The 23037-nt window shown below is 65.5% G+C and carries 20 protein-coding genes; 16 read left to right on the forward strand and 4 right to left on the reverse strand.

The features are described 5' to 3' along the window. The first annotated feature begins 131 nt into the window (after positions 1-131). Genes bchI through L2D01_13115 form a run of 4 tightly spaced genes read left to right on the forward strand, consistent with a single transcriptional unit; the run spans position 132 to position 5096 of the window. A complete protein-coding gene (gene bchI / locus L2D01_13100) occupies positions 132-1139 on the forward strand; it encodes a magnesium chelatase ATPase subunit I (protein ID WBQ09812.1) in 1008 nt (335 codons plus the stop codon). Then, positions 1136-2893 carry a magnesium chelatase subunit D gene (locus L2D01_13105; GenBank protein ID WBQ09813.1) on the forward strand — a complete coding sequence of 586 codons (1758 nt, stop codon included), beginning with the start codon at positions 1136-1138 and terminating at the stop codon, positions 2891-2893. The genes bchI and L2D01_13105 overlap by 4 nt, the downstream gene beginning before the upstream one ends. After that, on the forward strand, positions 2890-3792 hold the full coding sequence (locus L2D01_13110) for an alpha/beta fold hydrolase (GenBank protein WBQ09814.1): 903 nt from the start codon (positions 2890-2892) through the stop codon (positions 3790-3792). Before L2D01_13105 ends, L2D01_13110 begins: the two co-directional genes overlap by 4 nt. After that, entirely contained in the window at positions 3792-5096 is a 1305-nt protein-coding gene (locus L2D01_13115) for a DUF3422 domain-containing protein (GenBank protein ID WBQ09815.1), read from the forward strand. Before L2D01_13110 ends, L2D01_13115 begins: the two co-directional genes overlap by 1 nt. A 14-nt stretch (positions 5097-5110) precedes the next feature. Here L2D01_13115 and L2D01_13120 read toward each other — a convergent pair whose 3' ends face one another. Further along, entirely contained in the window at positions 5111-6088 is a 978-nt protein-coding gene (locus tag L2D01_13120) for a DUF2306 domain-containing protein (protein WBQ11662.1), read from the reverse strand. Here L2D01_13120 and L2D01_13125 point away from each other — a divergent pair. Then, positions 6048-7310 carry a cytochrome P450 gene (locus L2D01_13125; GenBank protein ID WBQ11650.1) on the forward strand — a complete coding sequence of 421 codons (1263 nt, stop codon included), beginning with the start codon at positions 6048-6050 and terminating at the stop codon, positions 7308-7310. The two genes, L2D01_13120 and L2D01_13125, sit on opposite strands and share 41 nt — an antisense overlap. Here L2D01_13125 and L2D01_13130 read toward each other — a convergent pair. After that, complete coding sequence (locus L2D01_13130) at positions 7292-8329, reverse strand: ATP-grasp domain-containing protein (GenBank protein ID WBQ09816.1); 1038 nt, start codon at positions 8327-8329, stop codon at positions 7292-7294. The two genes, L2D01_13125 and L2D01_13130, sit on opposite strands and share 19 nt — an antisense overlap. Positions 8330-8681: 352 nt before the next feature. On the opposite strand from L2D01_13130, the gene crtI (L2D01_13135) reads away from it, so the two are divergent. The 3 genes from crtI (L2D01_13135) to L2D01_13145 all read left to right on the forward strand — a co-directional run bounded on the left by crtI (L2D01_13135) (position 8682) and on the right by L2D01_13145 (position 11843). Further along, the gene (gene crtI, locus L2D01_13135) at positions 8682-10205 is read left to right on the forward strand and encodes a phytoene desaturase family protein (protein WBQ09817.1); all 1524 of its coding nucleotides are present in this window, start codon (positions 8682-8684) and stop codon (positions 10203-10205) included. Further along, positions 10198-11229, forward strand: coding sequence for a phytoene/squalene synthase family protein (locus tag L2D01_13140; GenBank protein WBQ09818.1), 1032 nt, complete (start codon positions 10198-10200; stop codon positions 11227-11229). Before crtI (L2D01_13135) ends, L2D01_13140 begins: the two co-directional genes overlap by 8 nt. 149 nt (positions 11230-11378) lie before the next feature. After that, the gene (locus L2D01_13145) at positions 11379-11843 is read left to right on the forward strand and encodes a tryptophan-rich sensory protein (protein WBQ09819.1); all 465 of its coding nucleotides are present in this window, start codon (positions 11379-11381) and stop codon (positions 11841-11843) included. Positions 11844-11883: 40 nt separating this feature from the next. On the opposite strand, the gene L2D01_13150 is transcribed toward L2D01_13145, so the two are convergent. Both L2D01_13150 and crtI (L2D01_13155) read right to left on the reverse strand, forming a co-directional pair. Next, positions 11884-12591: a hypothetical protein gene (locus L2D01_13150; GenBank protein ID WBQ09820.1), complete on the reverse strand. Its 708-nt coding sequence runs from the start codon at positions 12589-12591 to the stop codon at positions 11884-11886. Between the two features lie 116 nt (positions 12592-12707). Next, the gene (gene crtI, locus L2D01_13155) at positions 12708-14273 is read right to left on the reverse strand and encodes a phytoene desaturase family protein (protein ID WBQ09821.1); all 1566 of its coding nucleotides are present in this window, start codon (positions 14271-14273) and stop codon (positions 12708-12710) included. Positions 14274-14361: 88 nt separating this feature from the next. Between crtI (L2D01_13155) and L2D01_13160 the strand changes: the two genes are divergently transcribed. The 8 genes from L2D01_13160 (at position 14362) to pufL (ending at position 23027) form a co-directional block, all read left to right on the forward strand. Next, on the forward strand, positions 14362-15228 hold the full coding sequence (locus L2D01_13160; protein WBQ09822.1) for a polyprenyl synthetase family protein: 867 nt from the start codon (positions 14362-14364) through the stop codon (positions 15226-15228). 8 nt (positions 15229-15236) lie between these two features. After that, positions 15237-16340, forward strand: coding sequence for a methyltransferase (locus tag L2D01_13165; GenBank protein ID WBQ09823.1), 1104 nt, complete (start codon positions 15237-15239; stop codon positions 16338-16340). Positions 16341-16420: 80 nt separating this feature from the next. Then, complete coding sequence (gene bchC, locus L2D01_13170; protein WBQ09824.1) at positions 16421-17356, forward strand: chlorophyll synthesis pathway protein BchC; 936 nt, start codon at positions 16421-16423, stop codon at positions 17354-17356. Beyond that, complete coding sequence (locus L2D01_13175; protein ID WBQ09825.1) at positions 17356-18351, forward strand: chlorophyllide a reductase iron protein subunit X; 996 nt, start codon at positions 17356-17358, stop codon at positions 18349-18351. The genes bchC and L2D01_13175 overlap by 1 nt, the downstream gene beginning before the upstream one ends. 10 nt (positions 18352-18361) lie before the next feature. After that, entirely contained in the window at positions 18362-20023 is a 1662-nt protein-coding gene (bchY, locus tag L2D01_13180) for a chlorophyllide a reductase subunit Y (protein ID WBQ09826.1), read from the forward strand. Continuing rightward, entirely contained in the window at positions 20017-21471 is a 1455-nt protein-coding gene (bchZ, locus tag L2D01_13185) for a chlorophyllide a reductase subunit Z (protein ID WBQ09827.1), read from the forward strand. The genes bchY and bchZ overlap by 7 nt, the downstream gene beginning before the upstream one ends. Positions 21472-21911: 440 nt before the next feature. Further along, a complete protein-coding gene (locus L2D01_13190) occupies positions 21912-22061 on the forward strand; it encodes a light-harvesting protein (GenBank protein ID WBQ09828.1) in 150 nt (49 codons plus the stop codon). A 144-nt stretch (positions 22062-22205) separates the two neighbouring features. Beyond that, positions 22206-23027 carry a photosynthetic reaction center subunit L gene (gene pufL, locus L2D01_13195; protein ID WBQ09829.1) on the forward strand — a complete coding sequence of 274 codons (822 nt, stop codon included), beginning with the start codon at positions 22206-22208 and terminating at the stop codon, positions 23025-23027. Positions 23028-23037: the final 10 nt, after the last annotated feature.

Here is a 23037-nt window from a genome sequence, read left to right on the forward strand (position 1 = left end):
TGCATCGCGCGCGAATCGTCAATGACAGCGGAATTTGAAAAACCGCGCGACGCGCCGGTGTCAGACGAAAAAAATTGTGCGAGTGTCCAATTTGCTAGACACTTCCCATTCTGACGAACCGAGGCGCATCCATGACCCTATCCTTTCCCTTCCCCGCCATTGTCGGGCAGGAGGAGATGAAGCAAGCTCTGCTGATCGCTTGTGTCGAACCCAGAGTGGGCGGGGTGTTGATCTTCGGCGACCGCGGCACCGCCAAGTCCACCGCCGTGCGCGCGCTGGCCGGCCTGCTGCCCGGGATCGAGACCTATGAGCACTGCCCCTATAATTCGGCGCCGGGCTCCGATCCCATTGGCGGAGACGCCAAGTCGCGCGGCTCGGTGGTGCGCAAGCCGACCCCTGTGGTCGATCTGCCGCTGGGCGTGACCGAGGACCGGGTGGTTGGGGCGCTGGATATCGAAAAAGCGCTGCGTAAGGGCGAGAAGGCGTTCGAGCCCGGCCTCTTGGCGCGGGCCAATCGCGGATTTCTCTATATCGACGAGGTCAATCTGCTGGAGGACCATATCGTCGATCTGCTGCTGGACGTGGCGGCCACCGGCGAGAACGTGGTGGAGCGCGACGGGCTGAGCGTGCGCCATCCGGCCAAATTCGTGCTTGTCGGCAGCGGCAACCCGGAAGAAGGCGAGCTGCGCCCGCAATTGCTCGACCGGTTCGGCCTGTCGGTGGAAGTCGCCACGCCGCGCGATATCGAAGACCGCATCGAAGTGGTGCGCCGCCGCGATGCGTTCGAGCGCGATCCTCTGGCCTTCTGTGCGACATGGACTGAAGCCGGCGACGCGCTGCGAGAACGCGTTGCCGCCGCTCAGAAGCTGGTCGTGAAAATCGGCACGCCGGACGCCGTGCTGCGGCGCGCCTCGGAGATTTGCATGGCGCTGGGCGCGGACGGGCTGCGCGGCGAGCTGACCCTGATCCGGGCCGCGCGCGCGCAGGCCGCGCTGGAGGGGTCGGAAGAGATTTCGCTGGAGCATTTGCGCGCCGTGGCGCCCGCCGCCCTGCGCCATCGCCTGCGCCGTGATCCGCTGGATGAGGCCGGCTCGTCCGTCCGCATCGAGCGCGGCCTTGCCGAGGCGTTCGCCGCGTGAGCGAGACCGCCCATATGCGCGATGGCTGGGGCGAAGCGCGCCTGGCCGCCGCGCTGCTGGCGGTGGATCCGGGTCTCGGCGGCGCTGTGCTGAGAGCCCGCGCCGGACCGGCGCGGGACGCCTGGCTGGAGACGCTGCGCGATCTGGTCAACGAGACCGCGCCCTGGCGGCGCATCCCGGCGGGCGTGGGTGATGAGGCGCTGCTGGGCGGCGTCGATCTGGCCGCCACCCTGAAAGCCGGACACGCCGTGCATCGCGCAGGCCTGCTGGACGAAATCCAAAACGGCGTTGGCGTGCTGGCCATGGCCGAGCGCGCCGAGACCGGGCTGGCGGCCCGTCTGGCCCTGGCGCTCGACAGCCATCCGGCGCCCATGATCATCGCCCTTGATGAAAGCGCCGACCCGGATGAGAGCGCGCCCGGCGCGCTTCTCGAGCGCCTGGCCTTCCATCTCGATCTGTCCGGCGTGTCCCTGAGCGATCTCAATACCAGCGCGTTTGATCTGGACCGCGAGGCCGTGGCCATGGCGCGGGTGCGCCTGCCCCACGTGCTCAATGGCGATGTGGACCGCGCCCTGACCCAGACCGCCGCGGCGCTGGGGATCAACTCCCTGCGCCCGCCCCTTCTGGCCCTGCGCGCCGCGCGCGCCGCAGCGGCGCTCGACGGTCTGGACGAGATTGGCGAGGAACAGGCGGCGCTGGCTGCAAGGCTGGTGCTGGGGCCGCGCGCCTTGCATCTGCCCCACGAAGACCAGGCGGACGACCAGCCGCAGGACAACGAACCCGACGCGCCGCCCCAGGACGACGAGGCGCAGAACGACAATACCGAGCCGGATGATCAAACCGACGACCAACCCGATAACGCCCAGACCCCGGATGAATTGACCGAAATCACCACTGAAGCCGCCAAGGCCGCGATCCCACCCGGCTTGCTGGCGCGCCTCGAAGCCGGCGTGTCGACCAGCCGGGCCAGCAGCGCAGGCCAGTCGGGCGCCACGCGCAAGAGCGGCCAGCGCGGACGGCCCGCCGGGACGCGCCGCGGCGATCCGGGCGAAGGGCGCAAGCTGGATGTCCTGGCGACCTTGCGCGCCGCAGCTCCCTGGGGGCGCGTGCGGCGGCGCGGCTGGGACCGGCTGAAATCCGGCCCGGCGCTGGAGGTCCGCCGCGAAGACTTCCGCATCAAGCATTTCAAGCAGAAAGCCGAGACGCTCACCGTCTTCGTCGTGGACGCCTCGGGCTCTCTGGCGCTCAACCGCCTGTCCGAAGCCAAGGGCGCGGTGGAGCTGATGCTGGCCGAATCCTATGTGCGGCGTGATCAAGTGGCGCTCATCGCGTTTCGCGGCAGCACCGCCGAAACGCTGCTCCCGCCCACCCGTTCGCTCACCCGCGCCAAGAAATGCCTGTCCGCCCTGCCCGGCGGCGGCGGCACGCCGCTGGCCACCGCCATTGAGGCCGCTGAAGCGCTCGCCCACGCCGCCGCGCGGCAGGGACGCACCGTGACGCTGGTTTTCCTCACCGACGGGGCCGCCAATGTCACGCGCGCCGGAACCGGCGGACGGGATGTGGCCCAGGCTGAAGCGCATGATGCCGCACGGCGCCTGCGCGCGGCGGGCCATGCCACCATCATCGTCGATGTGTCCAAGCGGGGCGCAGATACAGCCAAATCGGTCGCCCAGAATATGGCCGCGCGCTATGTGCGCCTGCCCGCGGGCAATCCCGGCGCGCTGGTTGATATCGCCCGGACGGCCGCCGCATGACCCTCGCGCGCATCCCCGATAACTGGCCACACCGCGCCTCCAGCGAGATGGTCGCGGCCGGCGGGGTCAGCTGGCATGTCCAGCGCGTCGGCAAGGGACCGGTCCTCCTGCTCATCCACGGCACCGGGGCCTCGACCCACTCTTTCGCGCATCTGGCCCGCGACCTCAGCGGCGAGTTCGAGATCATCATGGCCGATCTGCCCGGCCACGGCTTCTCCGGACAGATGGAGGCGCCTGAACTGCCGCTGGTGGCCCAGGCGCTGGGCGCGATGATGGCGCGCCTCGACACCGCGCCCGCCCTCGTGGCGGGCCATTCTGCCGGGGCGGCCATCGCCCTGCGCATGGCGCTGGACGGGGTGATCAAGCCCAGAGCGCTCATTGGCCTCGCCCCGGCGCTGCAGCCCTATGGCGGCGCGGCAGACGGCATCGCCTCGAAACTTGCCCGGATGGCTTTGCTCAACCCGCTCACCCCGCGCCTGTTCTCCATGCGCGCCGACAGCGCGAGCGTCGCCCGCCTGATCGCCAAGACCGGCTCCCGCCTCGATGAGGCAGGGGTGGCGCTGTACCAGCAATTGCTCAAACAGCCCGGCCATGTGGCCGGGGCCCTGCGCCTGATGGCGCACTGGAAGCTGCGTCCCCTGCTGGCTGATCTGTGCCGGGTGACCACGCCGACGACCGTTGTGCTGGGTGAGAACGACCGGGCCACCCCGGCTGCCGAAGCCTGGGCAGCGGCCCGCCGCATTCCGGGCTGCCAGGAGGTCCGGCTGCCGGGCCTCGGCCATCTCGCCCATGAAGAAGACCCCGGCCGCACGGCCGGTATCATACGCCTCGCTGCACAGGCCGCAGGGCTCGACACAAGCGCCAGCGCGCAAACGCGCCGCATGGCCGGAGGAAGCTGATGCCTGCCCTCACCTTGCCTGCCAACCATCCGCGCCGCGTCGATCTCAGCGAGGAGGTTCATGCCCGCCCGCCCCAGCCGCTCACCGCGCCACTCAGCGCCTCCTATCTGGTGCTCTATACCGGCCCGGAAGAACAGGCCGCCGACCGCGCCGCCATCGCCGCCCTGGCCGCGCGCTTCAGCGCCGCCGAGCCGTCTGAAGGCGCCACGCACTACAACGCTCATCTCGGCCCCGTGCGCGTGATCTGGGAGCGCCATACCGAGTTTACCCGCTACACCTTCATCCGCCAGAAGGGCGATGAACGCGCCCCCTTCGACAATCCGCCCATCGCCGAAGCGCCCGCCGACTGGCTCGCCAGCCTGCCCGGTCAGGTGATTTTCGCCGCCCATGTGCTGATGCTGGACACCGGCGAGGACGACTCCTCCCTGGATGAGACCGCCCGCCGCCTGTTCGGCGACGCCGAGCTGGTGGGCTCGCGCATTGCGTCCGGCGGCGCGGTGGCGCTGACCAGTTTCCGCAGCCATGGCGACGGCTTTAACCGCTATCTGATCCGCAATCGCAATCTGTCGGCGATCCAGGCCGGGCGCCTGATGCGCAGCCTTCTGGAGATGGACACCTACCGGATGATGGCGCTGCTCGGCCTCCCGGCGGCGCGCTATCTGGGGCGGGTCATGACCGACCGCGAGCAGGAGCTGGCGGGCATCACCCACGAGATGGCCGATGGAATCCATTCCGACGAAAGCGGCCTGCTGGACCGGATCACCCGCCTGCAGTCGGACATCGAGCGCCGCCACTCCCAGCACCGCTACCGGTTCGGCGCGTCGGCGGCCTATTACGGCATCGTCCAGGCCCGCATCGAAGAGCTGCGCGAAGAGCGCCTGGAAGGCCTGCAGACTTTTGCCGAGTTCGTCGAGCGCCGCCTGGCGCCGGCCATGAGCACGGTGGAGGCGGTCTCTGACCGGCTGGAATCCATGTCGGAGCACCTGGCGCGGGTCACACAGCTCTTGTCCACGCGCGTCGCCCTGACCCAGCAGCAGGACAGCCGCAAGCTTCTGGCCGCCATGGCGCGGCGCGCCAAGATCCAGCTGCGCCTCCAGCGTACGGTGGAAGGGCTCTCGATCGCGGCCATCACCTATTATCTCGTCGGCCTGGTCGCCTACTTCGCCAAGGGCACAGAGGTGCTCGGCCTGCCGCTGGACGCCGCGATCATCACTGCCGCCGCCGTTCCGCTGGTCGCGTTGGCGCTGTTCATCGGCCTGCGCCGCGTGCGCGGACGGCTCGGCAAGTCGGCGAAGGAGGATTGACGCGCTGAAGCCGCTCAATGTCCGTACGTCGCCAGCCTTGACGCCTTGCCGACCCTGAACCGCCGACTGACCTGGCGACGGTAGTACAGGATCAGGCCGAGCCCGATCAGCAAAGGCACAGCCCAAAGCACGGGCGCAAGCGCCAGTTCGGGAACCAACCGGACCGCACCAAAGGCAAAGAAGGCCGTATAGACCGATATCCCCGTTCCAACGATAGCCTTTATGTGCTCCAGCAACCACTCGACCGGTCCGGGGCTCCGCCTCAGAAGGAACCAGAGATTGGTGCCCACAGTGGCGAATCCCACAAGCGACATCCCGATCATCATCGGTTGACCCAGATTGAAGCCCTGCAGGGCGCATTGGGCTGACGCGACAAGCAAGACCAGCTGCAGCATGCCGTTGACCCAGTCGCGATTGCGCGTGTGATTATGCTTGTTGACGGCAGCCCGCCAGCCGTACCAGGCCAGATTGATGGTCAGGATGGACAGGTAAAGCATCATCCAGCCAAATATCCCCCGCACCAGCGCCGGATCGGAGAACTCTGCATGCTCGGCCAGGTGGGGGTGGGTCTCCATGGGCTGCCACAAGGTCAGGCTTGACATGATGGCCGCGGCCAGCGCGGTTATGAGCATGGCGATGGCGAAGAGTCGGCCTGACAGGCGATGAAGCTTGCCGCCTTTCCGGGCGGCGACGGGCACCCAGAAAACGATCAGTCCTGGCGCACCCGTGATGATGTGAAGGACGATGAAGACAACAAAGATGTCATGTGCAGACATGGATTTAGCACCAACCAGTTGAAGTGTTCGTATCAGGACGGAGGCGACAGGCATGCCAGCAGGAGATTTCAGGCCGCCGCGGCCATCGCGGCTTCCGGCAATCCTGTCGCTGATGCGCACTGTATGGCACGGGGACGGCGACCTGCTCAGCCTGCTTCCCGGCGAGGCGTTCTCCATGAAGGCCGGCGAGCTCGGTTTTTCGCGCCGCTCCATCAAGCTTTTCAATGATCCTGACCTGGTGCGTCAGATTCTCAATGAAACGGACGGGCTTTATCCCAAGAGCGACCTGATGGTGGGGGCGCTGGAGCCGCTCATCGGCGATTCCATTTTCGTTTCGGACGGTCCCAAATGGCGGCGCCAGCGCGCCATGATCGATCCGGCCTTCTCCAAGATGCGCCTCAACCTGGCTTTCGGCGCCATGCAGGCGGCAGCGGCAGATTGCTGCGAACGCCTCGGTGCCGCCGCTGAGGCGGGCGCAACACTCTCCCTCGATCAGATTATGAGCGAGCTCACCGCAGACATCATATGCCGTACGGTTTTCTCCATCTCGCTCTGCTCCCAGATCTCGCGGGACGTGTTTGAAGATTTTTCGATCTTCGAACGGGGCGTCGCTCAGGTGAAGATATGGCGGCTTATCGTCGACCCGGCCTGGACCCGGGCGGAGCAGGACCCGGATGTGCTGGCGGCCTGCTCCCGGATTCGCAAGCACCTGGGCACCTTGATCGACACCCATTTGGAAGCGGGAGACGGCACCTATGATGACATCGCCAGCGAGGTGATCGCCGCGCGCGACAGCGACACCGGCCAACCCTTTGACCGAGAGGAGCTGATCGACCAGCTGGGCGTCTTCTTCCTGGCCGGACATGAAACCACGGCCAGCGCGCTCACCTGGGCTTTTTACCTGCTGGCCATCCAGCCCGATATACTGGCTCGGTTGCGCGCCGAGGTCAGCGTCGTGTCCGACGGGGGGGGCATCAGCTTCGAAGCCGTGCGCAGATTGCTTTTCACGCGCAGCGTGTTCCGTGAAACCCTTCGCTTGTACCCGCCGATCACCTTCATGCCGCGCGTGGCCATGCGGGCGGGACGAATAGGCCCCTACGCAGTTCGAAAAGGGGCGCTGCTGATGATTTCGCCCTGGACGCTGCAGCGCCACCGGCAATACTGGTCCCGGCCCGATCATTTCGATCCGGATCGCTTCATGCCTGGCCGGGAGGCCGAGATAAACCCCCACGCCTATATCCCCTTCGGGTCCGGTCCGCACACCTGCGTCGGAGCCGGCTTTGCCACGCTGGAAGCGGTACTGATTCTGGCCACCCTGGCGCAGCAGTTTGATTTTGACGTCCTGGGGCGCGACCAGGTCCGCCCCTCCGCCCGCCTTACGACGCGCCCCGCTGAGCAGATCCATGTGCGGGTGAGGCGTCACAACGCAGGCGCCTGATGTGCCGGCGCGCCGGACTGCAGCAGGACTGGCCCCGCAGGATACCACTGGATGTCCAGCGTCGCTGCGTCGCCGAAACTGCGCCCCTGGAAGATCACCTGCTTGAGGACGGGCCATGACATGGGCGTCATCAGCGGAAAAACCCAAGGATCGGCCGCTGTCCAGAGCACATCGCGGGCGCTGGCCATGGTCTTCAACATGCGCCAGAACGCGCCGGGCCTGAGCGCCTGGCTGTAGGCCCGGGTCAGCGCGGTATGACTTTCCTGGTACCGCGGCTGGGCTTTCAGGCGCACCTGATGGCCGATGGGCTGTCCCATGATCACCGCCGCGAGGTCATCATGGCGCATGAAATGGAGACCGCTGGTCAGGCGTGGGTTGCACTCGAGGGGCCAGGGCGTTCCATCCGCGTCAACAATGAAATCAAAAGCGACAAACCCTGTGTACCGGGTCTGCTCGGCAAACCTTGAAACCCATTCATCAATGGCCGCAAGCGCCACTTGCTCAAAGCACACCGCCACGGTTCCGGAGAAAATGAGACCACGATAATTGACATGCGCCAGCACCTCGCCGTTGCGGCAGAATGATTGTGTGCTGTGCTCACGCCCCCTGATCCGGCGCTGCACCACCCAGTCTGCAGACCTGAGCTGATCGGGAAGGGCCTGGCCGGCGCGCAGAAAGTGCAATCCCGACCCCGCGCATCCAAATCGCGCCTTCACGACAGTTTCGCCACACTCCGCCAGCGCCGCCGCCCCGGCGCTGTCGCCCAGGCAGGTCGGCGGCGCCCGCAAGCCGGCCCGAGCAACGGTTTCCATGAACTCGAATTTGTCATGAAGCGTGAGGATGCGTTCGAACGGTTCGCACAGGAGCTCGGTCGTCTCGGGCAGACGGCCGGCCAGAGCGGCCACATGCATGACTTCCTCGGAGACGGGAATGACCAGATCCACCGCTTCCTCGCGGATGATCCGGCACAGAGCGTCCAGATAGGTTTCAGGGTCTGACGCCGGTGCCGGCGTCGTCACGCAGCGCGCGACAGCTCTGGACGGCTTTGAAAGATGCAAGGCGAAGGGGTCCGCAATGATCACCCGGTTGCCGGCCCCGTGCAGGCATCGCGCCAATTCCAACCCTTTCGGCAACCGCCCAAGGGTCAACAGAATGGTTTTGCCCATGTCCACCGCCGATTCGTCCGAGCCGACTGGCCCAGCCTCAAAATTGAAACAAATTAGTCAACGCCAGGCAATATGAATTCAACCGGTGAAGGCCTCGCAGCGGCTGCACCTCACTGCACACGGTCGGGCTGGCAAGGCTGCGCATGTCAATATAGATACTAGAGTGACTGCGCCGAAGCTAAACGATGCGCGGATGGAGGCTACCATGCTCGAACGCACCGATGACACTCCCGCCCAGCAGCCTGGAAAGCCCCATGCGATCGTAATCGGAGCGGGCTTTGGCGGGTTGGCGGCGGCCGTCCGGCTCGGCGCGCGCGGGTATCGCGTCACGGTGCTTGAGAAGCTGGATGCGCCCGGTGGCAGGGCCTATGTCTTCAGGGACAAAGGCTACGTGTTCGATGCCGGGCCCACCATCATTACCGCCCCGTTCCTGCTGGAGGAATTATGGCAGCTGGCCGGCCGCACGTTCCAGGACGAGATCGATCTGCGCGAGATCGACCCCTTCTACGCCATCAGGTTTGACGACGGCAGCGTCATTCACTGCCCGCGCGATGCCGAAGCCATGCGCGCCGAGGTCATGCGGGTGGCCCCGGACGATCTCGCGGGCTATGAGCGCTTCTTGCGCAAGAGCAAGGATATCTTCGAAGTCGGCTTCAAGGAGTTGGCGCATGCGCCCTTCCACACGCTCTCATCCATGGCGCGTGCGACACCAGACCTCATCCGCCTGTCCTCCTATCGGACCGTGCACCAGCTTGTTTCCAAATATGTCAAGAATCCGAAGCTCCAAGTTGCTCTGAGCTTTCACCCCCTGCTCGTAGGCGGAAACCCGTTTGCCGCCAGTTCATTCTATTGTCTGATCTCCCATCTCGAGCGTCAGTGGGGCGTTCACTTCGTCATGGGCGGGACGGGCAGGCTTGTGGAGGGTCTGGTTGACCTGATCAGGGGCCAGGGCGGACAGGTGCTCTGCAACAGCGAAGTGCGTCAGATCAAGGTGGACAACGGCCGGGTCACCGGCGTGGAACTGGCCAGCGGCCGCCATATCCCGTCGCAGGTGATCGTGTCCAATGCCGAAGTCGGACACACCTACAAACATCTCATGTCCGGCGTCCGGCGCAAGCGATGGACGGACCGGAAAGTTGATACGGCCCGTTACTCCATGAGCCTGTTCCTGTGGTATTTCGGAACAAGAAAGCTGTACCCGGACGTGGATCATCACACAATTCTGCTGGGCCCGCGTTATCGGGGGCTGCTCAGCGATATCTTCGAGAAGAAGCACCTGGCGGAGGATTTCAGCCTGTACCTTCACCGCCCGACAGCCACAGACCCCTCCATGGCGCCACCGGGCTGCGAGGCGTTCTATGTGCTGTCGCCGGTTCCCAATCTGACCGGCGATACCGACTGGGCAAAGATGGCCGAGCCCTACCGCCAGGCGGTGGAGCAGCGGCTTGAAGAGACCTTGCTGCCCGGCCTGAAGGGCTCAGTTGAGGTCTCGCGGGTCATGACCCCCCTGGATTTCCGCGACCGCCTGAACTCGGTTCACGGTGCCGCCTTCGGGCTGGAGCCCCTTCTCACCCAGTCAGCCTGGTTCCGGGCCCACAACAAGAGCGAAGAGGTCGAAGGGCTTTACTTGGTCGGCGCTGGCACGCACCCCGGAGCAGGCGTTCCGGGCGTTCTGTCGTCTGCACGCGTACTTGACGCCATCGTGCCGGATGCCGCCGCCTATGGCTGAGCCGTTTGCCAGCCCGCAGGATATTCAGGCCTGTCGCGCAGCGATCAAGGGAGGTTCAAGGAGCTTCTTTGCCGCTTCGTTTCTGTTGCCCAGCGAGGCGCGGGACAGGGCCTTTGCCCTGTACGGGTTCTGCCGATGGGCGGACGATACAGTCGATCAGGGCGAAGACGCCGCAGCGGCCTGTAGCCTCGTCACCCGGCACCTGGAGATGATTTACGCCGGCCAACCGGCCGACAACCCAATCGACCGGGCCTTCAGTGATGTGGTGCGCCAATGCGACATACCACAAGCCTTGCCCGACGCCCTCATCGAGGGTTTTGCCTGGGATGCGACCGGCCGCCAGTATGAGACGCTGTCGGACGTGCGCGCCTATGGCGCCCGGGTGGCGAGCTCGGTCGGAGCGATGATGTCGCTGGTCATGGGCGCCCGCAGCGCCGAGGCCCTGGCGCGCGCTTGCGATCTGGGCGTGGCCATGCAGCTGACCAATATCGCACGGGATGTGGGCGAGGACGCCCGGGCGGGCCGCCTGTACCTGCCGCGCGCCTGGTTTGCCGAAGCGGGCCGCGACCCTGATGCATGGTTGGCCGAGCCATGCTTTGACGAGCACATCGCCGCCTGCGTCGAGCGGTTGCTAACTGAAGCTGACCGCCTGTACCAACGCGCGCGGCCGGGCATTGCCTTCCTCCCGTCCAGGTGCCGGCCCGCCATTCACGCAGCGGCCCGGATCTATCGGGAGATTGGCGTGGAGGCCGGGCGCAACCGGTTCGATACAGTCAATCGCCGCGCGACCACGTCGACCTTGCGCAAGCTGGGTCTGGCGGGAGCCGCAGTGCTTGATGCCGTGTTCGCCTCCAGCGCCGCAGCCGAAGCGCCGCTGGCCGAAACGCGTTTTCTGGTCGATGCCGCCCCGAACGTGCCAGCCCCAGACACGCCGCCGCCCTGGTGGCGGGTGGATGAGGAATGGGGGCGGGTGATCGGAATACTGCATGAAGTTAAGATGAGAGACAGGGCGGCCGGCGGCTGACGCGGCCAAAGACCCGGAGGAACTGCGAGCATGATTCACTATGTATTCTTCGCACTGGAAGCGTTGCTGGCTCTTGTGGTCATTATCTGGGGCTTGCGCGAACTTCGCCGCATGAAGCGCAAGGACGTCAAGGAGAGCAATAGGGAGTAATGGACGCCCCCTATTGGACCCTTCTACCATTTGTCGTCACAGTATTCCTCGCGTCCCTGACCGGGGCGATCTTTCGTCCGGGCGCCTGGTACAAGACCCTGAGCAAGCCCCGCTGGACGCCCCCGGACGTCGTTTTTCCGATCGTCTGGTCCATACTTTACATCGCCATGGCCATAGCGGCCTGGCGGGTGTGGGACCTTGCCGGATGGCATCCTGCGCTCGCCATCTGGGCCTTGCAGCTGGTGCTCAACGCGCTCTGGTCGGCCGTATTCTTCGGGATGCGCAAGCCCGGACTGGCGCTGGCCGAAGTGGTCCTGCTCTGGCTGGCCGTGGCGGCCAATCTCTATGCCTTCGCCCAGATCGACGCCATCGCCGGCTGGCTGCTGGCACCCTATCTGGTGTGGGTGACCATCGCCGCCACCCTCAATCTGGAGATCGTGCGGCTGAACAGAACAAAGGCATGACGAGGGTCTGCGCGGCGCGCCTGGGCAAACAGCTGCCTGTTCAGCGCCAGTACGCCCGCGGCATTCGGAAGGGTAGCATCATTTTCACCACCTGTGACGAGAACCGCGTCAGGTCGAGGCTTTCATGCATCGATGTCCGCCGCGCGCCCAGGAGCTCCGTCTCGATCAACGAGCGCGAGTAGAATGGCGTATCTTCCAGCGTTTCGATCACCCGCGCCGGCCCGTCCGAGCGCGCGGCGCGATCCACCCGCCAGCCGGTCTTTGGCAAAGCCTGTACCCGTGGCGCATCGAATGATTCGGCCCGGCCGGCCGGATCGATGCGCAGGGCAAGCGACTGCCCGCCGCCATCCGCCCAGACCGAATCATACAGGATCGCCGCGCCGCCTTCCGTCGCCGTGCGCGCCCAGTTCCAGGACCGGAACCCCGCTTCCAGCGGTTCGGCGCCGGCATTCATGTCCACATAGCCATCGCCGGAAAAACGTAAAGCCGGCGCGTCAAACTCAGCTTCCACCCGCGCACGGGGCCAGACCGGGCGCCAGACATGGCGGCCTTCCGCGTCCAGCGTAAAGGTCTCGCTTTGCTCCACATCGGGCCGGATCACGACCCGCCCGCGCACGGCCTTGGGCAAAGGCGCACCATGCTCGGCGATGTCATAGATCAGCGCCCCGTCTTCAAAGCGCACCTGGCTGGGGCCCAGCGCCAGGCTGTCGGCGCTCGCCTGCACCGCGCCGCGCCGCCGCTCGGTCATCGCCCAGCGCCGTACGCCGGGGCCGTAGAGGCAAACATTAAGCGCGCAATGATTGAGCGGATCACCCCGTCCCGACCAAGCGTAATAGGGTGAGAAGACACTGCCCAGAAGCGCGATCAGGACGAGGGCGAACCGTCCGTCCTCGCTGACCGCGTCGGCATAGACCCAGCGATATCCGCCGGGTGGAAGCGCCGCATCGAAGCCAAATCGGCCAAGATCGAGCGTGCCGCGATCCGCCCCGACAGCATCGCCGTGGGCACGCCCGGCCCCGGATGCACGCCGCCCCCCGCCAGGTACAGACCCGGCAGCCGGGTGCGCGCGCCCGGCCTCTGGAACGCCGCCTGCCAGCCGTGCAGGGCTCTGCCGTATATGGCCCCGCCGGACCCGGGACAGAGCCTGGCGAAACCGTCCGGCGCTGTTGTGGCGATGCTTTCGAGGTCGAGGTCGAGACCGCGCGCCTGCAACCGGTTGAGTGTCAGATCGAGCCATGCATCCGTCTCCCGGGCCGTATATGTGCGCGCATCGCCATCCGCGGGCGCATTGATCAGAATCAGAAACCGTTCGGGGCCGTCAGGCGGCGGCCCTGCGCCGCGATCTTGCGCGCAAACATAGACCGTCGGGTCATCAGGAATGCGGCCTTCAGCAAACAAGGCGTCAAACTCGGCGGCATAATTGCTTGAAAAAACAACATTGTGCCGATCCAGCGCGAAGCCGTGGGGCCGCCCTGTGGCCGTCCATACCAGCGCCGAGAGACTGCGCGGCAGCCGCGCCGCGCCCAGAGCCGGGGCCGCTGCCTGGCCAAGCAGGCCCTGACGCAGGGCGTCGGGATCAGCATTGGACAGAACCGCGCGCGCAGCCAGAACCTCACCAGATCCCAACCTGACCCCGCAGGCCCGCCCGCCCTCGACAATGACCTGCTCGACGGCCTCGCCATAGCGGATCTCACATCCCAGCCGAGCCGCAAAGGCGGCCATGCCGTGCGCCAGCCGGCTCATGCCGCCTTTGACGTACCAGACGCCGCGCTGCTCCAGCTCGGCGATCATCATGAGCGTGGCCGGCGCCTGATAGGGCGACGCGCCGCAATAGGTGGCGTAGCGGCCAAACAGCTGGCGCAGCCGGGGATCCGGAAAGTAATCTCCCAACGCATCCCAGAGGCTGGAGAATGGCCTCAGCGTCAGCGCCCCACGCGGATTATGCCGCAGCATGCGGCCGGCCAGGCTGACCGGCGACGACTGGGGCATTTGCATGAAGTTCCTGTCCAGAGCCTCATAGAGCCTGCAACCATCCGACAGGAAACGGCGGAACAATCCGGCTTGCCGCGCCCCGCAGAAACGGCCCACCTCATCAATGGAACGCTCGGGATCTGCAAACAGGTCGAACGTGTCCTCTGCATCCCAGGCATGGCGGGCCAGGCGCTCGGCCGGGATGAGGCCGACATAGTCTTCAAATGTGGCCCCGGCCTCCTCGAACAGGCGGTCAAAGGCGCTTCGAAGCGTCATCACGGTCGGACCGGCGTCAATGTCCTGCCCGCCTACATGGAGCGCGCGCATCTTCCCGCCGGGGACGTCAGCCCGCTCGACAAGGGTCACCGGCAAGCCGCGCGACGCGAGGTCAATCGCGGCCGCCAGCCCGCCGACGCCGGCACCGATAATGACCGCGCCGTGCTCAGACCGCGTCCGCATCATTGACAGCCCAAGCTGAAGTGTCCAATCATCATAACACTTAAAGTGACAGGTATTCTTGACGCTCGCAAGCGATGAGGAGCGGGACATGGACGCGGACGCACGCATTGAGGCCAAGCTTCACGCCGCAATCGAGCGGGCTGGCGGCAAGGGATGCCCGCCCCGCTTTTCCGAAGCGCTGGCCTATGCGGTGTTTCCCGGCGGCGCTCGGGTCAGGCCGCAGCTTTTGCTGGCTGTGGCGGCTGCTTGTGGCGATCCGGCTCCGGACCTTGCCGATTCAGCCGCCGCCGCACTTGAGCTACTGCATTGCGCGTCGCTGGTTCATGATGACCTTCCTGCCTTTGATGACGCCAGCCTGCGCCGCGGAAAGCCCACCGTGCACGCCGTATTCGGGCAACCTCTGGCGATTCTCACGGGCGATGCGCTGATCGCGCTGGCCTTCGAAACGATCGCGCTGGCGAAAGCGCCTGACCCATCGCGCCTTCCGGCCCTGACTGCACTGATCGCGCGCTCCATCGGCGCGCCGAACGGAATCTCGGCCGGCCAGGCGTGGGAAAGCGAACCGGCGATACCGCTGGAGCAGTATCACCGCGCAAAGACTGGCGCACTCTTCGTCGCTGCAACCATGGGCGGGGCGCTGGTGGCAGGCGGGAACCCGGAGCGCTGGCGGACTTTGGGTCAAAAGATCGGTGAAGCCTATCAGATCGCTGACGATATAATGGATGCTGCAGGCGGCGGCGAGGCGGGCAAGGGAGCCGGAAAGGATGCGCAGCTCTGTCGGCCCAACTGCGTTCACGAGCTTGGCATGGACGGGGCGATTGGCCGGCTGAAGGCGCGCGTGTCCGAAGCCGTAACGTCAATTCCCGGCGTCAATGGTGCCGACCGGTTACGCCAGATCGTCACCGCCCAGGCTCATCGACTTGTACCCAAGAACATAGCCGTGCCCGCAGAGTAGAGCCGCACATGGGCTGGCGGTCTGCTCTGGGCGATCTTCGCAATGGGCTGGTGTCAGATCCGGGCTTCCGGCGCTGGGCCAAAGCCTTCCCGGTCACGCGCGGCAGCGCCAGGGCCAGTGCGCGCTCGCTTTTCGACCTTTTTGCCGGCTTCGTCTATTCCCAGACTGTACTGGCATGCGTCCAGGCCGACCTGTTCACCTTTCTCAAGGACGGCCCCCAGCCGGTCGAGGCGATCGCCGCCCATGCAGACCTGCCCTTGGACGGTGCAGCACTGCTGGCGCGCGCTGCGGCATCTCTCAAACTTCTCGAACCGCGCAGCGGCGACCGTTTTGCGCTTGGCCCACTGGGCGCGGCGCTGATCGGCGAACCAGGCCTGGCCGCCATGGTGCAGCATCACCGCCTGCTATATCAGGATCTCATAGACCCCATGGTGGTGCTGCGCGGCGGGACGCCGGGCCAGCTGGCTGATTTCTGGGGCTACGGGCGCGGCGACGGCGCATCGGGCCGCCCGGACGCCTATTCCGCCCTCATGGCCGCCACCCTGCCCATGGTCGCCGAGGAGGTGTTCGCGGCAGTAGACCTCAAAAAATACAACACGCTTCTGGATGTGGGCGGCGGCGAAGGCGCATTCGTGAAAGAGGCTGCGCGCGCCGCGCCCCGGCTCTCGCTCGCCCTGTTCGATCTTCCGCCTGTAGCGGCCCGGGCGCGCGAGCGCCTCGCCGAAGCCGGTCTGGCCGATCGCGCCAACATCCATGGCGGCAGCTTCCTTACGGACACGCTGCCCTCCGGGGCTGATCTGATCTCTCTGGTGCGCATCATTCATGATCACAGCGATGACGATGTCATGCGCCTGTTACGCGCCTGCCGCGAATCGATAGCGCCGGGCGGCACGCTTCTGGTCGCCGAACCCATGGCTGACGCCCCCGGCGCCGCGCCCATGGGGGACGCCTATTTCGGATTCTATCTCGCGGCGATGGGCGCAGGCCGGCCGCGTAACGCGGCCCGATTGGCCCGCATGCTGGGCGATGCAGGCTTTGCCGGCGCACGCGTCCACCGGTCGCGAATCCCCCTTATCGCCAGTGTCATGACCGCGCGAACCGGAAAAGCGTAAATCAGAATTGACTGTGGGCAGTGTCAATGTAAACTGACAGATGACGCCTTAATCCGACCACAAGCCTGGGGAGGCAAAACTTGGACGCCCTCGCTATCGTTCTCGAAGAGCCCAAGCGCATTGCGCTGAACAGGCTCGATATCGCCGCGCCCGGCGATCAGGACGTGGTGGTCGAAATCGCCTGGTCAGGCGTGAGTACGGGTACCGAGCGCCTGCTCTGGTCCGGCACGATGCCGGCCTTCCCCGGTATGGGCTATCCGCTGGTCCCCGGTTACGAATCCATTGGACGCGTCGTTGAGGCAGGGCCCGCTTCGGGCCGGGCTGAAGGCGACTGGGTCTTTGTTCCGGGCTCACAATGCTTTGGCGCAGTGCGCGGCCTGTTTGGCGGCTCCGCCTCGCGGGTCACCCTGCCCGGCGCGCGCGTCACCCCGGTCGATGAAAATCTCGGCGAGCGCGGCGTGCTGCTGGCGCTGGCCGCCACCGCCTATCACGCCATGGCCAACACCAGTGTCGCGCCGGATCTGATCATCGGACATGGGGCGCTCGGCCGTTTGCTGGCGCGCATCGCGGTCGCCTCCGGCGGGCCTGCCCCGACGGTGTGGGAAATCAACCCGATGCGCATGGATGGCGCGGACGGCTATCCGGTCATCCGCCCCGAAGACGATGCGCGGCGCGATTATCGCGCGATCTATGACGTCAGCGGGGATTCCTCCCTGCTCGACTCGCTGGTGGGCCGGCTGGCCAAGGGCGGCGAGATCGTCCTGGCGGGCTTTTACGCCGAACGGCTGAGCTTCAATTTCGCACCCGCCTTCATGAAAGAAGCCCGCCTGCGCATCGCGGCGGAATTCAATCCCGGCGACCTTGAGGGCGTCGGACACCTGCTCAATAGCGGCGCGCTGTCACTGGATGGACTGATCACCCATTACAGCGCGCCCGATGCGGCCGGAGAGGCGTACGAAACCGCTTTCTCCGACGCCAACTGCCTGAAAATGATCATTGATTGGAGTGCCCATTAATGGATGGCGAATTCAAGCAAGACAGCGGCTCTGACGCGCTTCGGCGTGAAGCGGCGATCGAGCCCGATGCGGTCCATACCGGACCGATCAAGAAGACCACACAGGTCATCGCCATCTATGGCAAGGGCGGGATCGGCAAGTCGTTCACCCTGTCCAATCTCAGCTATATGATGGCCCAGCTGGGCAAGAAGGTCCTGCTGATCGGTTGCGACCCGAAGAGCGATACGACCTCGCTCCTGTTCGGCGGCCGCGCCTGCCCCACCATTATCGAGACCTCGTCCAAGAAAAAACTGGCGGGCGAAGCTGTCGCCATTGGTGATGTCTGCTTCAAGCGCGACGGCGTGTTCGCCATGGAGCTCGGCGGACCGGAAGTCGGCCGCGGCTGCGGCGGACGTGGCATCATTCACGGGTTCGAGCTTCTGGAAAGCCTCGGCTTCCACGAGTGGGATTTCGACTATGTCCTGCTGGACTTCCTGGGCGACGTGGTGTGCGGCGGCTTCGGCCTGCCGATCGCCCGCGACATGTGCCAGAAGGTGATCGTGGTCGGCTCCAACGACCTGCAATCGCTCTATGTCGCCAACAATGTCTGCTCGGCGGTGGAGTATTTCCGCAAGCTGGGCGGCAATGTCGGTGTGGCCGGCCTGGTCATCAACAAGGATGACGGCACGGGCGAGGCCCAGGCCTTCGCCAAGCAGGTCGGCATTCCGGTTCTGGCCGCCATTCCGGCCGATGACGACATCCGCAAGAAGAGCGCCAATTACGAGATCATTGGCCGTCCCGGTTCGCCCTGGGCGGCGCTGTTTGAAGAGCTGGGGATCAATGTCGCCGACGCGCCTCCGGTGCAGCCCTCGCCGTTGAGCCAGGACGAGCTTTTGGCCCTGTTCGACTCCCAGGAGGCCGAAGGCTTCTCCATGACGCCGGCGACCTCGGCGGACATGTGCGGGCTCAACCATGTTGAAAAGCCCTCCCTTGAAGTCGTGTACGACGAAGTCTGAGGGCAGCGGCATGGCGAAAGACTCTGTGACTCTGATCAATACCCGCTCCGGTGGAGAGGTGCGTTATGACGGCGCCGGCGAGACATCGCTGGACGATACCGCCGTGGTGAGCGCGCCGGTCCAGGCCATGACCGCACCGGGTGACGCATCAGCGGCGCAGGGCATGCCGTCTGCGGCGGCGGGCGATGGGTCGGGCTGTCACGCCGGCGCGGAAAAAATGCTGGCCCAGGCGAAAGCCTCGGGCGCGTCAGAGATTCTCGAGCAATACGAGAAAGACTATCCCAAAGGCCCCCACGACCAGCCGCAATCCATGTGCCCGGCCTTCGGCTCGCTGCGCGTGGGGCTGCGCATGCGCCGCACCGCGACGATCCTGTCGGGCTCGGCCTGCTGCGTGTACGGGCTGACCTTCACCTCGCACTTTTACGGCGCGCGCCGGACGGTGGGCTATGTTCCGTTCAATTCGGAAACGCTGGTCACCGGCAAGCTGTTCGAGGACATCCGTGACGCAGTCTATGACATGGCCGACCCGGACAATTACGACGCCATCGTGATCACCAATCTGTGTGTCCCGACCGCGTCCGGGGTACCGTTGCGTCTTCTGCCCAAGGAAATCAACGGCGTGCGCATCATCGGCATCGACGTGCCGGGCTTTGGCGTACCGACCCATGCCGAGGCCAAGGACGTTCTGGCCGGCGCGATGCTCAATTACGCCCGCACCGAGGCCGAGCTCGGCCCGGTCCAGGCACCCGACCGTCCGCGCGACGAGCGCCCCACGGTGACCTTGCTGGGCGAGATGTTCCCGGCGGATCCGGTGGTGATCGGCCGCCTGCTTGAGCCTATGGGCCTGGGGGCCGGACCGGTGGTCCCGACGCGCGAATGGCGCGAGCTCTATGCCGCGCTCGACAGCCAGGTGGTCGGCGCGATCCACCCCTTCTACACCGCCTCCATCCGCGAGTTCAAAGCCGCCGGGCGCGCCATTGTCGGTTCCGCGCCGGTGGGCCGCGACGGCACAGCGGCCTGGCTTGAGGCCATCGGCGCGGCGGCCAATGTCTCCAACGCGAAGATCGAAGCGGCCAAGCAGGCGGTCCTGCCGGCCATCGAGGGCGCGCTCAAGGCCAAGCCGATCCAGGGCCGCATCACGCTGTCGGGCTATGAAGGCTCAGAACTGCTGGTGGCGCGCCTGCTGGTCGAGAGCGGCGCGGACGTGCGCTATGTGGGCACCGCCTGCCCCAAGACGCCCTGGTCGGCGGATGATCTGGAATGGCTCAAGGCCAAGGGCGTCCACGTCCAGTTCCGCGCCTCGCTGGAGCAGGACATGGCGGCGTTCCGCGAGTTCAAGCCTGACCTCGCCATCGGCACGACGCCCGTCGTGCAGGCCGTGAAAGAGACCGGGACCCCGTCGCTTTACTTCACCAATCTCATTTCCGCCCGGCCCCTGATGGGTCCGGCGGGCGCCGGCTCGCTGGCTGAAGTGGTCAATGCGGCCATGGGCTCCAAGCACCGTTTCGACACCATGCGCGACTTCTTTGAAGGCGTGGGAACCGGCCATGCGGCCGGGGTGTGGGAAGACACGCCCGAAGACAGCCGCACCTTCCGCATGAAAGAGGCCCGCAAGCGCTACAGCGCCGAAAAAGCCCGCGAAAAAGCGATCGAGGCGCCCACAGGATGTTAGTGCTCGATCACGACAGGGCCGGTGGATACTGGGGCGCGGTGTATGTGTTCACCGCCGTCAAGGGCCTGCAGGTCATCATCGACGGACCGGTGGGTTGCGAAAACCTGCCCGTCACCTCGGTGCTGCACTATACCGACGCGCTGCCGCCGCATGAGCTGCCCATTGTGGTCACGGGGCTCAGCGAAGACGAGATGGGCGCGGGCACCGAAGAGGCCATGAAGCGCGCCCACGAGACGCTGGAGCCCGACCTGCCCGCCGTGGTGGTCACCGGCTCCATCGCCGAGATGATCGGCGGCGGCGTGACGCCCGAAGGCCTGAACATTCACCGCTTCCTGCCGCGCACCATCGACGAGGATCAGTGGCAGAGCGCCGACCGCGCCCTTTTGTGGCTGTGGACCGAGTACGGCGCCAAGCATGGCAAGCGCCCCAAGGCCAAGAAACGCGCCGAGGGCGCCAAGCCGCGCGTCAACATCATCGGCCCGGCCTATGGCATGTTCAACATGCCGTCCGATCTGGCTGAGATCCGCCGCCTGGTCGAGGGCATCGGCGCGGAAGTGAACATGGTCTTCCCGCTGGGCAGCCATCTGGCCAATGCGCCGCGCCTGGTCGATGCCGACGTCAATATCTGCATGTATCGCGAGTTCGGGCGGCTTCTGTGCGAAGCGCTCGACATGCCATATCTGCAGGCGCCCATCGGCCTGCATTCGACCACCAAATTCCTGCGCAAGCTGGCTGAATTGCTCGAGCTGGACGCCGAGCCCTTCATCGAGCGCGAGCGCCACACCACGATCAAGCCGCTCTGGGATCTGTGGCGGTCGGTCACCCAGGACTTTTTCGGCACGGCGAGCTTTGCCGTGGTGGCCAACGAGACCTACGCCCGGGGCCTGAAGCATTTCCTCCACGAGGAGATGGGTCTGCCGTGCACCTTCGCCTTCTCCCGGCGCGCCGGCGTGAAGCCGGACAATGCCGCCGTGCGCCAGGCGATCAAGGACACGCCGCCCTTCATCATGTTCGGCAGCTTCAACGAGCGCATGTATCTGGCCGAGACCGGCGGACGCGCGCGCTTCATCCCCGCCTCTTTCCCGGGCGCGGTGATCCGCCGGCACACCGGCACGCCCTTCATGGGCTATTCGGGCGCCACCTACATCATCCAGGAAACCTGCAACGCGCTGTTCGACGCGCTGTTCCACATCCTGCCCCTGGGCACGGACATGGACCGCGCGCCCGCCACGCCCGCACGCCTCGCCCGCGAGCTTACCTGGGACAGCGATGCGCGCGCCCTCCTGGACGAACTGGTGTCGCGCGAGCCCATCTTGGTGCGCATATCGGCCGCCAAGCAGCTGCGCGACGCGGCGGAACACGACGCACGCTCAGCCGGCGAGACCCGGGTGTCGACCACCCGTGTGGCCAAGACCGGGCGGGCCTTGAAGGCAGGGAGTCCGGCATGACGCAGGCCCCACACATGAAGAATCGTGCGGGTGAAACCTGCATCCCCGTGCCAGCGGCCAAGTGGGCGGCGCCGGGGTATGCGGCGACACCCGGTCGAAAGAACATTTCACACCAGAACCTGACCACTGGTGCGGATGAGCCAGATCTTGACTTGATCTGGTGCCCTTGCCGCGAGGGTTCTGCGCGGTAACCGCCGACAGGCAAAAGGGAGGTCATTCCTATGGCTTCAGATAGAGAGTCTCTTTCGGGGCTCACCCACGGAGAGGCGCAAGAGATTCATCGCTATTTTGTGAAAAGTGCGATCCTCATGTCCCTCTTCCCGTTTCTCGCACACGTTTCACTGTGGCTCTACAAGCCTTGGCTCTCGTTCTAGAGTCACGCAACAAAAGGAATCGAGACAATGTGGAGAGTTTGGCTTCTGTTTGATCCGCGCCGCGTAATGATCGCGCTCGCGGTATTTTTGTTCACCCTCGCAGTGCTTATCCATTTCATCCTGCTCTCAAGTGACAGGTACAACTGGATTGATGGCGCAGCGGGCGGTGGCGCTTCGGCGTCACTGAGCCAGGACGTTGAAGTCGTCAACCTCTAGCAGGTTGAGCATCTTGATGCCGCCCCATTCAGGGGCAGCAAGCCGGACACGTATGTGTGTTCCGGTCAATGCTGACGGCCGTACAGCGGTGCCGGGCTCCATGCGCCCGGCACCGCCCGGACGACCGATAACGGAGACAGCGCAATGGCATTGTTAAGTTACGAGCGCAAATATCGGGTCCGCGGCGGAACGCTGATCGGCGGTGATCTGTTTGATTTCTGGGTCGGTCCGTTCTTTGTCGGCTTCTTCGGCGTGACCACGATTTTCTTCGCGGTGCTGGGCACCGGGCTGATCTTTTTCGCTGCCTCGCTCGGCGATACCTGGAATCCCTGGCTGATCGACATTCAGCCACCTGACGTCAGCTACGGGCTTGCCCTGGCGCCGATGCGGGAAGGCGGTCTGTGGCAGATCATCACGATCTGCGCAACGGGTGCTTTTGTATCCTGGGCCCTGCGAGAAGTGGAAATCTGCCGCAAGCTGGGCATCGGCTATCACGTGCCCATCGCCTTTGGTGTGGCGATCTTCGCCTTTGTGACCCTCAACGTGTTCCGGCCCATGCTGCTGGGCGCCTGGGGGGAAGGTTTCCCCTACGGCATCATGAGTCACCTCGATTGGGTCTCCAACGTGGGCTACGCCTACGTGAACTTCCACTACAACCCGGCGCACATGATCGCGGTGAGCTTCTTCTTCATCACGACCTTCGCCTTGGGCCTTCACGGCGCGCTTGTTCTGTCGGCGACCAATCCCGGCAAGGGCAAGACGGTGAAGACGCCGGACCACGAAGACACCTTCTTCCGAGACATCCTGGGCTATTCTATCGGCCCGCTGGGGATCCACCGTCTGGGCTTGTTCCTCGCCCTGTCGGCCGGTTTCTGGAGCGCGGTCTGCATCATCATCTCCGGACCCTGGGTCCGGTCATGGGTGGACTGGTGGGAATGGTGGCGCGAGCTGCCGATCTGGAGCTGAGCGGAGACAT

Source organism: Hyphomonadaceae bacterium ML37 (assembly GCA_027627685.1).
Lineage (GTDB): Bacteria > Pseudomonadota > Alphaproteobacteria > Caulobacterales > Maricaulaceae > Oceanicaulis.

What these genes read in the sequence shown, in the direction of transcription:
- bchI (WBQ09812.1), top strand. Translation starts at nt 132, where the DNA reads ATGACCCTATCCTTTCCCTTCCCCGCCATTGTCGGGCAGGAGGAGATG.
- L2D01_13110 (WBQ09814.1), top strand. Translation starts at nt 2,890, where the DNA reads ATGACCCTCGCGCGCATCCCCGATAACTGGCCACACCGCGCCTCCAGC.
- L2D01_13115 (WBQ09815.1), top strand. Translation starts at nt 3,792, where the DNA reads ATGCCTGCCCTCACCTTGCCTGCCAACCATCCGCGCCGCGTCGATCTC.
- L2D01_13125 (WBQ11650.1), top strand. Translation starts at nt 6,048, where the DNA reads ATGAAGGCCGGCGAGCTCGGTTTTTCGCGCCGCTCCATCAAGCTTTTC.
- crtI (WBQ09817.1), top strand. Translation starts at nt 8,682, where the DNA reads ATGCTCGAACGCACCGATGACACTCCCGCCCAGCAGCCTGGAAAGCCC.
- L2D01_13140 (WBQ09818.1), top strand. Translation starts at nt 10,198, where the DNA reads ATGGCTGAGCCGTTTGCCAGCCCGCAGGATATTCAGGCCTGTCGCGCA.
- L2D01_13145 (WBQ09819.1), top strand. Translation starts at nt 11,379, where the DNA reads ATGGACGCCCCCTATTGGACCCTTCTACCATTTGTCGTCACAGTATTC.
- L2D01_13150 (WBQ09820.1), bottom strand. Translation starts at nt 12,591, where the DNA reads ATGACCGAGCGGCGGCGCGGCGCGGTGCAGGCGAGCGCCGACAGCCTG.
- crtI (WBQ09821.1), bottom strand. Translation starts at nt 14,273, where the DNA reads ATGCGGACGCGGTCTGAGCACGGCGCGGTCATTATCGGTGCCGGCGTC.
- L2D01_13160 (WBQ09822.1), top strand. Translation starts at nt 14,362, where the DNA reads ATGGACGCGGACGCACGCATTGAGGCCAAGCTTCACGCCGCAATCGAG.
- L2D01_13165 (WBQ09823.1), top strand. Translation starts at nt 15,237, where the DNA reads ATGGGCTGGCGGTCTGCTCTGGGCGATCTTCGCAATGGGCTGGTGTCA.
- L2D01_13175 (WBQ09825.1), top strand. Translation starts at nt 17,356, where the DNA reads ATGGATGGCGAATTCAAGCAAGACAGCGGCTCTGACGCGCTTCGGCGT.
- bchY (WBQ09826.1), top strand. Translation starts at nt 18,362, where the DNA reads ATGGCGAAAGACTCTGTGACTCTGATCAATACCCGCTCCGGTGGAGAG.
- bchZ (WBQ09827.1), top strand. Translation starts at nt 20,017, where the DNA reads ATGTTAGTGCTCGATCACGACAGGGCCGGTGGATACTGGGGCGCGGTG.
- L2D01_13190 (WBQ09828.1), top strand. Translation starts at nt 21,912, where the DNA reads ATGATCGCGCTCGCGGTATTTTTGTTCACCCTCGCAGTGCTTATCCAT.
- pufL (WBQ09829.1), top strand. Translation starts at nt 22,206, where the DNA reads ATGGCATTGTTAAGTTACGAGCGCAAATATCGGGTCCGCGGCGGAACG.